This is a genomic window from Mycobacterium palustre, from assembly GCF_002101785.1.
Taxonomy (GTDB): Bacteria; Actinomycetota; Actinomycetes; order Mycobacteriales; family Mycobacteriaceae; genus Mycobacterium; species Mycobacterium palustre.
Genome location: NZ_LQPJ01000040.1, coordinates 1 through 1,362, shown reverse-complemented (window position 1 = coordinate 1,362; position 1,362 = coordinate 1). Strand labels below are relative to the sequence as shown.

The following is a 1,362-nucleotide window of genomic DNA, read 5'->3' as shown; positions in this document are numbered from 1 at the left end:
GCTCCCTAATGCGTTTGTCAAGCCGCGTTGGTGCTGCCGGCCGGGTTGTAGGGCTGTCGGGTGCGCAACATGGCGTGCAGGACGTTGACGCGACGACGGGCCAGGGCGAGCACGGCCTGGTGGTGGGTTTTGCGTTCGGCGCGCTTGCGTCGGTAGTAGGCCTGGCTGGCCGGATCGCGGGTACACGCGATGAAGGCGGATTGGTAGAAGACGCGTTTGAGGGCTTTGTCAGCGGCGGTGGCGCGTTGCAGGTATCGGATCTTGCCGGATTGTTTGAGCACGGGCGCCAGTCCAGCAGCTGCGGCGAGTTTGTCTCCGTTGGGGAAGCGGTCGATGCCGCCGGTGATGGCGAGGAACTCAGCGGTCAATACGGCCCCCATCCCCGGCAGGCTACGGACGAGGGCCGCGTCAGGGTGCCGGGTGAGCACCTCTTCGATCTGGGTGTCGATGTCAACGAGTTGTGCTCGTGCCGTGAGCATTTCATTCGCCAGTCCGCGGATCAGATGGGCGGCTGTGGCCTCACCGGGCACAACGACCTGTTGTGCTTGAGCGGTAGTGATGGCTGCATCGGCCAGCGCTTCAAGGGCGCTTTCGCGTACTCGGCCTGCCTTGCGCAAATGAATCAGCAACCGACGGCGTCCGGCGGCGCGGATCTCGCCCGTGGTGACGTAACGGGTCAACAGGTGCATTCCGGTCTTGCTAGTCACGTCAACGGCGCGTTCCAGGCCGGGGTTGATCGAGACAAGCAGATCACGCAGCCGAGCTGCGCGTCGAGTTTGATCGGCGACGATGTCGGACCGGCGGGCTACCAGCAGCCGCAATTCCACATCGTCATCACGCGGTACGGTGACCACGCGCAGATCATTGCGGGTGCGGACCTGCTCAGCGATCACTGCGGCGTCTTTGGGGTCACTCTTATGCTCGCCGCCGACGGTGCCCCGGCGGGCCCGGTTGACGGCCAGCCCCGGCACGTGCACCACCGTGACCTCGGCCTGCAGCAGCATCGCCACCAGCAGTGCTGCGATCCCGCCGAGCACATCGACTCCGACCCGAGCTGGGCCGTGTTCCCTTTCAACAGACCGGATCTCGCTGACCAGATCAGCGATAGCGGCAGCAGTGTTGTCAACGGCATGGCTGGCCAACACCGCACCGGTCTGGCCAATTTTGATCGACACCCAGTGCGTCTGCTTGGCCACATCGATGCCCACTGCAACGGACATAAGCAACTCCCTTCCTCACGCGTCCGTTGTGTGCAGCTTCCTTCCGCCGGCCTTGCCCTACACAGCGATCAATCGCAGTCCCTAATCAGCGGTCAGAAAGAAGCGGCGAGGCAGGCGGCCGAGCCTCCTTGGCCATTAAGTG

At 64.1% G+C, this 1,362-nt stretch carries 1 protein-coding gene; it reads right to left on the bottom strand.

Annotated features, from left to right (window positions below; all coding sequences use genetic code 11):
• Positions 1-17: 17 nt before the first annotated feature.
• A complete protein-coding gene (locus AWC19_RS03220; protein WP_085076654.1) occupies positions 18-1,220 on the bottom strand; it encodes an IS110 family RNA-guided transposase in 1,203 nt (400 codons plus the stop codon).
• Between the last annotated feature and the right edge of the window lie 142 nt (positions 1,221-1,362).